At 52.0% G+C, this 7703-nt stretch carries 8 protein-coding genes and 1 pseudogene; 2 read left to right on the top strand and 7 right to left on the bottom strand.

Going from position 1 to position 7703, the window contains the following annotated elements; all coding sequences use genetic code 11:
* From ACTF5G_RS09620 to ACTF5G_RS09600, 5 genes are all read right to left on the bottom strand, one after another.
* Positions 1 to 234, bottom strand: a 234-nt coding sequence (locus ACTF5G_RS09620) for a YbaB/EbfC family nucleoid-associated protein (RefSeq protein ID WP_438952593.1), incomplete at its 3' end; no start/stop codon positions are given.
* A gap of 17 nt (positions 235 to 251) precedes the next feature.
* Positions 252 to 2213: a DNA polymerase III subunit gamma/tau gene (gene dnaX / locus ACTF5G_RS09615; protein WP_438952592.1), complete on the bottom strand. Its 1962-nt coding sequence runs from the start codon at positions 2211 to 2213 to the stop codon at positions 252 to 254.
* 70 nt (positions 2214 to 2283) lie between these two features.
* Positions 2284 to 3147: a tRNA 2-thiocytidine(32) synthetase TtcA gene (gene ttcA / locus ACTF5G_RS09610; protein WP_438952594.1), complete on the bottom strand. Its 864-nt coding sequence runs from the start codon at positions 3145 to 3147 to the stop codon at positions 2284 to 2286.
* An 88-nt stretch (positions 3148 to 3235) separates the two neighbouring features.
* Positions 3236 to 3853, bottom strand: coding sequence for a dUTP diphosphatase (locus tag ACTF5G_RS09605; protein ID WP_438952591.1), 618 nt, complete (start codon positions 3851 to 3853; stop codon positions 3236 to 3238).
* A 33-nt stretch (positions 3854 to 3886) separates the two neighbouring features.
* Positions 3887 to 4519: an MBL fold metallo-hydrolase gene (locus tag ACTF5G_RS09600; protein WP_438952590.1), complete on the bottom strand. Its 633-nt coding sequence runs from the start codon at positions 4517 to 4519 to the stop codon at positions 3887 to 3889.
* Between the two features lie 400 nt (positions 4520 to 4919).
* On the opposite strand from ACTF5G_RS09600, the gene ACTF5G_RS09595 reads away from it, so the two are divergent.
* Positions 4920 to 5525: a hypothetical protein gene (locus ACTF5G_RS09595; protein WP_438952589.1), complete on the top strand. Its 606-nt coding sequence runs from the start codon at positions 4920 to 4922 to the stop codon at positions 5523 to 5525.
* 75 nt (positions 5526 to 5600) lie between these two features.
* Here the strand turns inward: ACTF5G_RS09595 and ACTF5G_RS09590 are convergent, their stop codons facing one another.
* Positions 5601 to 5879, bottom strand: coding sequence for a hypothetical protein (locus ACTF5G_RS09590; protein WP_438952588.1), 279 nt, complete (start codon positions 5877 to 5879; stop codon positions 5601 to 5603).
* Positions 5880 to 5950: 71 nt separating this feature from the next.
* Complete coding sequence (locus ACTF5G_RS09585; protein ID WP_438952587.1) at positions 5951 to 6724, bottom strand: SDR family NAD(P)-dependent oxidoreductase; 774 nt, start codon at positions 6722 to 6724, stop codon at positions 5951 to 5953.
* Between the two features lie 186 nt (positions 6725 to 6910).
* Between ACTF5G_RS09585 and ACTF5G_RS09580 the strand changes: the two are divergent.
* Positions 6911 to 7703 (top strand): annotated as a pseudogene (locus ACTF5G_RS09580) (NfeD family protein); the annotation flags it as partial.

The raw sequence follows: 7703 nt of genomic DNA, 5'->3' as shown, positions 1-7703 counted from the left end.
TCTGACCGCATCGTTGACAGCTGCGGCCAGCAAATCTTCCAGAAACCCTTTTTCTTCACTGAGCAGCGATGGATCCAGATTCACCTTGCGCACATCGTGGCGACCGTTCATTACCACCTGAACCAGACCCGCGCCTGATTCACCGATGACCTCTGTTTTTACCGCCTCTGCCTGCAGTTGTTGCATTTTTTGCTGCATATCCTGAGCTTGTTTAATAAATTCACTTATATTCATAGAGTTACCATAATATATTAATCTATTGGTTTAATAGTTTTTTCCAGCAAAACGCCATTAAAAAGGTCGGTAATTCGCCGAACATTCGGATCCTGCCGAAACTGGTCTACAGCCAATTCCTGGCGCTCACGGCGTATTCTTTCAATACGGGCCAAAGGTGTTTCCGTGGCAACCGCACCTACTTCAATTTGAACGTATACCGGCTCGGCAAAGTATTCTGTCAGCACATCGGCGAGGCGTTGCTGATGAGATTCCTCGTATAGCGAGCTGCTGGAGATGTCCAGTACAAAGTGCAACATTTGGCCATCGACATCCACCAGAATCAGATTGGCAGCAATATTCTGCAGCAAGCCCCCTACCTGAAGTCCCTGGTAAATTTCAATCCAGCGATCCGGCCCAGCTTCAGCCAACGGCACCGCAGTCCCCACGAGGGAAAGGGTCGCGCTTTCAGTAATCCCAGAATTCTCATTAACTACCTGCACCTTTGGCGTCAAGGCAGGCGTTATCTCCGACTGCTGTTGGCTAAACTCAAGCTCTGTCTTGGTCACAACGGGATTCTGATAACGGGCCTGACGGGAAAATGAGACCAACATCTCCGGATCAACCCACGGCACCGATGGAGACTGTACCTCCGTGGTGGATGGGTCAGGCAACGTTGCCGACAACTCGGGTGCCTTCGGATCAGTCATCGCAATATCCGGAACAGTTTCAGCCACTGGCCGGTCCGGAACCCGTTGCAATCCGTCCACATGGGCAGCCTCCACAGCGCCTGACACCCTGTCACAAGCACTAGACGCGGGCTTTTTTGGCGACTCCTCCGCCTCCTCTGCGGGTGAATGGACAGGCGCAGTAGACGCCCCACCTGTTGCCGGGAGTGGCTGTAAAGCACTTTCTGCCACCGGCTGAAATGCCAATATTCTCAGCAGGGCCATTTCAAAACCGATTCGGGGATCCGGTGCCAGTGGAAGATCACGCCGCCCCAATAGTGCTATCTGATAAAACAACTGGACATCTTCCGAGCTGAGCGCTTTTGCCAACTCGCGCACCAGCTGGTCATCACCATGGCGGTTGTCCAATGCATCGGGAACAGTCTGTGCGATGGCAACCCGGTGCCAGACCGACAGCAGGTCAGCCAGGGCAGCACCAAAATCGGGAGCATGTTCGGCCATATGCTCGACAACGGCCAAAACATCCACGGCATCACGGTTTGCCAGTGCCCGGGCAATATTGGCAATAGCGCCAAGGTCAACGGTACCCAACATCTCATGAACGTCCGCCTCGGTGATTTTGCCACCGCCGTGGGCAATGGCCTGATCGGTGAGACTCAGGGCATCGCGCATACTGCCGTCGGCAGACCGGGCCAGAGCCCACAGGCCCGCTTCCTCGCAGGGGACTTTTTCTTCATCCAGCACGAATTTCAGATGCGCAACAATCCGCTCGGGACTCAGGTGCTTGAGGTTGAATTGCAGGCAACGCGACAGAATGGTCACCGGCAATTTCTGCGGATCGGTGGTGGCCAGCAGAAATTTCACATGAGGTGGCGGTTCTTCCAGAGTCTTCAGCAGTGCATTGAAGCTGTGACCGGAGAGCATGTGCACCTCATCGATCAGGTAGACCTTGAAGCGTCCCGCCGTCGGGGCATACTGAACATTATCCAGCAGATCCCGTGTATCCTCGACTTTGGTACGGGAAGCCGCATCCACTTCAATCAGATCGACAAATCGTCCTTCCGCGATCGAGACACAGGCACTGCATGTGCCGCAGGGATTGGAGCTTATGCCCGTATCACAATTGAGACACTTGGCCAGAATCCGGGCAATGGTGGTTTTCCCTACACCCCGGGTGCCGGTAAAGAGATACGCATGGTGCAGCCGGTTGTTATCGAGGGCATTGATCAGGGCTCGCAACACATGTTCCTGTCCTACCATCTCGCTGAAGTTGCGAGGACGCCACTTGCGGGCCAGAACCTGATAACTCATGGGGCAATATCCACCTTGCCAAAAGGAATGATTATAGGGTGATCACTCCGGCATCGAAAGCCGCAGCGCATCAGGCAGACTCGCGAACTTTGTTGCTGTCGTTGTCCCAGAGATTGACCGCCCCAATACGTGGTGCACGTTCCAGTTTCAGATCTGCAAAATCAAACAGGGACGTATCGGCCAGCTGGGATGGCTCAACGGACTGCATCGCACTAAAAATTGTCTCCAGCCGTCCGGGATGTTGTTTTTCCCAGGTTTGCAACATGTCCTTGATGACCTTGCGCTGCAAACCATCCTGAGAGCCACACAGGTTACAGGGGATAATCGGAAACTGCTTGGCTACAGCATAGCGCTCCAGATCACTTTCCTTGCAGTAGGCAAGTGGGCGTATCACCATATTCTGCTTGTCATCGCTGAGCAGTTTTGGCGGCATGGATTTCAGTTTTCCGCCGTAGAACATATTGAGAAACAACGTTTCGATCATGTCATCGCGATGGTGACCAAGGGCAATTCTGGTGGCACCAATCTGCTCGGCAAAGCCGTACAGAGTCCCGCGCCGCAATCGCGAACAGAGACTGCAGTAGGTTTTGCCTTCCGGAATCAACTCGGTGACAACACTGTAGGTGTCTTTCTCCAGGATATGGAAGGGAACCCCCAGCTCGGTCAAATAGCGGGGCAATACCTCCGGCGGAAAGCCAGGTTGTTTCTGGTCCAGATTGACGGCGACCAGCTCAAAACTGACCGGTGAGGTTTTTTGCAAGCCCAGCAAAATATCCAGCATGCCATAGGAATCTTTCCCGCCCGAGAGGCAGACCATTACCTTGTCACCCTCTTCAATCATGTTGAAGTCGGCAATGGCCTTGCCCACATTGCGGCGCAGACGTTTTTGCAGCTTATTGAATTCCAGTCGCTGTTTGCGAGTATCAAAATCGATCATGGTGGTTTCGTGACAGTTTTGGGGTTATTGGGGAGGCCCGAAAAGAGACCATTCTATAGGTTTTCAGCGCAGACTCCCAAACAGCTCAGGCGCTGTCCGCATAGCGATGCTGCAAGGCCTGATAGAGATCGTCCTTGAATTCCGGGCGGCGGTGATCCAGTTCCGCAACCGCCTCCACCAGGTGCTCATTATCTTCCTTGCTCCCCCATTGCTTTCGGTAACTGCCATCCTGATAGCCGTGATCCTGACGAAAAAAATTCAGTACATTTTTGCCCACATAGCGGGTATAGAGCTCATCAAAACCCAATCCCACACCTGCCATCAAGGCACCAAACCTGGCGACATCAAATTTTTTGGTTTGCAGGGTACTCAGCGTAAATGCCTCGAGGTCTTCACGGAAATCCCCGGAAGGTTTTGCATCGGCCAATTGCTGGTCTACCAGCTGGGCAATGGCCTCATGATCCGGTGATTCCAGCAACAAAATGCTGAGCCCGAAATGCCAGATATCGACCAATTCCAGTTTTACCTGATTGGCATCCGGCGTCTGTTTTTTCCACCACTTCCAACCATAGTGATCAAGTAATTCAGCACACTCCACCCATATCGCCCGATACCACGCAAAATGCTGCTCGGCCCAGTTCTCATTCACCCTGCTGTTCATCGCATTCTGCAACTCCAGCATTGCCAGCATCTGTTGCTTCATGGGGACTCCATTTTTATTGGGGGAAAGCAGGCATCAGGCCCGCACGAACATATTGTGGTGTTTTTCATCACCGATCGTGGTGGCCGGACCATGCCCGGTGACCACAGCCACATTATCATTCAGTGTATAAAGCCGTTCACGAATGGATTTGACGATCTGGTCATGATTGCCACCAGGAAAGTCGGTCCGACCGATACCACCACGGAACAGGGTATCTCCGGCAATCAACAGATTGACTGGCTCAAACCAGAAGCTGGTTGATCCCGGTGTGTGCCCTGGTGTGTGCAATGCAATACCGCCACAACAACCCAGGTCATGACCATCCTGGAGGTAATGATCCGGATCTGGCAAAGTCACCAACGGCACGCCAAACATGGCACATTGTTCGGCTACACCACGCCACAGAAACATATCCTGCCGATGGAGGTAAATTGGTGCCCCGGTGGTTTTTTTGATCTCCCCGGCAGCGAGAATATGATCCAGGTGTGCATGGGTATGAATAATCGCCACAACACTTAACTGTAATTCTGCCAGAAGTGCCTGAATGTCTGCAGCATTGCCACCGGGATCAATTACGAGTGCCCGACGGGAGACGGGGTCGCCTACAATGGTACAATTACACTGCAAAGGCCCCACTGGAAAAGTTCGCACGATATAGGGTGTCATCTGGCTCACGGCAAAAAACTGGGCTCAAGGATCACAAATCGTGCATCTTAGCATAGTGCCGCCATTCATTGAGACAACGGTGAATCAGGCAAGGCATCACCCCTTATCATAGATTCACGCTAATCCATACACAGGCCACTCCCGTAGAAGTGACTGCTAACAAATTTGTGCTTTAGCTGCAAAAATTGATTTATTCAGGAACCATCGATAACTGGAAGACTCATAGTTGCCGACATATCCTTAACACCCGTATTCAACAGCACGATTTACGGAACGGCTATGAGGTGATGCTGGAACGTTATTAAGCAATAAACAGGTTGAAATGCACAGGCAAAAACGCAAGCATAGCGACCAATAAAAATGAACGAGTCAAGCACTCATCAATACCACGGAGTCACAAATGAAATTAATCCCACAGATACTCGCCCTCGTGGCACTGACTTCCCTGCAAGTCCACGCCGATACAAATAATGAGCCTGCTTCCCAGGAAAGCTCCAAAGAAGCTCAGATCAACTGGCAGTCCCCAGAGGAAATCAGTACCCTGATTGAATACAAAATGGATCCAGTGAATGGTGAAATCACCTACGGACCAAACTTTGCCCTCTCGGAAAAAAACCTGTCTGATAATTTTTCCGAGATTTATCTGGTGCGCGCTGTAGATCTGGAGGGAGAAGACCAGTACGTTCTCTACATCACGGCCCAGTACAATGACGAAGGCTGGCGCTCCTACACCAAGGCAAAAACCAAAGATGGCGAAATGCGCCTTGTCCCGATGTCCAAAGACGAGTATGTGTGCAAGGCGGCCAATTGCCGCTATGAAGAGCGCGTCGCTCTTCCACTGTCATTTATCCGCTTCTTTGACAGCGCCAATATGGGCATGGATTTGACGATCAGCGGTAATCGTACCTACGAAATCAAACTGCCCAGCAGTTACTTTAAGGCAATACTGAATGCCGCACCCGAAGAAGAGGTCTATGAAAACCTCCCGGAAGGCCAGAAAATTTAATCAGAGATTGATTCAGACACCATGAAAAAAGGGGCACACAGCCCCTTTTTTCATACGCGTCACTGCTCAATGGCTCTATCGGTTTCCCCATATTTTCACCACTGCCCCATCACTGCCCAGCAGGGCAACCACCAGACAGATTGTGCCAGCAATGAAAAAACCGATTACAGGAATCAGGCCACCAATCACTGCTGCCGAAATCACAAAATAAAGTGAGATTCCGGTAAGAATCCAAAAAAGAATGCCGACAGAAAGCAGAATTTTCCTATTCAAAGGACGATAGCCCTGTGCAGATGCATTGCGCTCGAAAAAACGCAGAATAGGCCAGAAAATTTTCCGAAACACCGTTTTCATAACACAACCTGTTGCGCGTGTGATAACAACTTTACAGCCACCGTTAACGACTACAGAAGAATCTTTTCCACCTAATATAGCCGCCTGGTATCACCACCATCCACAGGCAATACAGCACCGTTCACAAAACTTGCAGCATCGGAACACAGCCAAGCGGTAGCCTCTGCCGTCTCTTCCGCGCGACCGAGCCGGTTCATGGCCGAATAACGGTTCACCACCGCATTGATGAACTCGGGCTGCGCCTCGGCAACCGGATCGATCATCTCCGAATGGGTATAACCCGGCGAAACCACATTGACCCGAATGCCCTGCTGACCATAGTCAATGGCTGCGGATTTCGACAGGCCAATCAACGCATACTTGCTGGCACAATAGGGCGCATGCCCCACATCACTGGGTTTATAACCATAAATCGACGAAATGTTGACGATAGAACCAGCACCCTGCTTGAGCATGGCGCGGATCTGATATTTCATGCACATCCATACCGCTTTCAGGTTGGTATCCATCAGAGCATCCCAATCGGCTTCTTCAATCTCCGCAACCGGCACCAATACCGGACCGGAAATGCCGGCACTGTTCACCGCGCAGTCCAACTTACCAAATCTGGCAAGGGTTTTTTCCACCATCGCTTCAATATCCGCGCCACGAGTCACATCGGTTTTGATAAACATCCCTTCTGCACCAAGCGCCTCAATCTTCCGCAACACGGCTTGGCCTTTATCTTCGCGACGGGCAGCCACCACTACGTTTGCCCCCTCACTGGCAAACTTCAGGGCTGCGGCTTCGCCCAACCCAGAAGTGGCTCCTGTGACAATCACGACTTTTTTGGTAAAAGACTTCATCAACATATCCTCCTGTGGTGTTTTTACATCCAACCCCGAAGGAGTCGACGACATCATCCGAGCATATTTTATCGGGTTACGTCCGTTTACCGAAGTCTATCTGTTGGCCAGCACAATTGGCAGCACTGTCGACAACAACACTGATTACCTCTTCCGGTTCAGTCGGAGCCAGGTGCGCCGATAAAAATGAACAGTACCGATTGTCTGTTCTATACTGGCAGCATGAAACTCTTGTCGCGTTGCGCCAACCACCTTCTACTTCGCAGTTGCCTGCTGGTTTCACTTTTTTTTCTTTCTGCCACTCTCCGGGCAGAAATATGGGTCATCGATATTGAGGGCGCTATTGGCCCCGCAACGGCTGACCATATGGAGCGGTCCCTAGATAAAGCTGTTTCTGCCGGGGCCAGTATGGCGATCCTGCGCATAGACACCCCCGGCGGTTTGGATATGGCCATGCGGGACATGGTTAAAGTCATCCTCGCTTCCCCCCTGCCAGTGATTGGTTATGTATCCCCGAGTGGGGCGAGAGCCGCCAGCGCCGGTACTTATCTGCTCTACGCCACACATCTGGCCGCTATGGCCCGGGGGACTAACCTCGGTGCGGCAACGCCTGTGCAGCTGGGCGGCGGATCACCGGGGTTACCCAGCATGCCGGGTAGCGATGATCCCAAAAAAGGCAAGGATGACAAAGAAGAAAAAGCCGTTCCCCAAGGTGACGCCATGGAGCGAAAGGTAGTGAATGATGCGGTGGCGTATATCCGCAGTCTGGCACAATTGAGAGGACGCAACGGCGACTGGGCGGAGCGCGCCGTGCGCGAGGGGCTGAGTCTGTCGGCAAATGATGCCCTTGAACAGGGCGTTATCGAGTTGGTTGCTGACTCTATGGAAAACCTGCTGACGGAACTGGATGGCCAACAGGTGATGCTGGAAAAACAATCCGTGACACTGTCCACTGCCGGAGTACCCGTCCACTATCAAG

The sequence above is a fragment of the Porticoccus sp. genome (genome assembly GCF_965660005.1).
Taxonomy (GTDB): Bacteria; Pseudomonadota; Gammaproteobacteria; order Pseudomonadales; family Porticoccaceae; genus Porticoccus.
This window is presented reverse-complemented; position numbering and strand designations above follow the sequence as displayed.

Bases quoted from the DNA above. Each gene is read 5' to 3' on its own strand.
- ACTF5G_RS09585 (WP_438952587.1), bottom strand. From the start codon at position 6,724: ATGAAGTCTTTTACCAAAAAAGTCGTGATTGTCACAGGAGCCACTTCT.
- dnaX (WP_438952592.1), bottom strand. From the start codon at position 2,213: ATGAGTTATCAGGTTCTGGCCCGCAAGTGGCGTCCTCGCAACTTCAGC.
- ACTF5G_RS09590 (WP_438952588.1), bottom strand. From the start codon at position 5,879: ATGAAAACGGTGTTTCGGAAAATTTTCTGGCCTATTCTGCGTTTTTTC.
- ACTF5G_RS09605 (WP_438952591.1), bottom strand. From the start codon at position 3,853: ATGAAGCAACAGATGCTGGCAATGCTGGAGTTGCAGAATGCGATGAAC.
- ACTF5G_RS09595 (WP_438952589.1), top strand. From the start codon at position 4,920: ATGAAATTAATCCCACAGATACTCGCCCTCGTGGCACTGACTTCCCTG.
- ACTF5G_RS09600 (WP_438952590.1), bottom strand. From the start codon at position 4,519: ATGACACCCTATATCGTGCGAACTTTTCCAGTGGGGCCTTTGCAGTGT.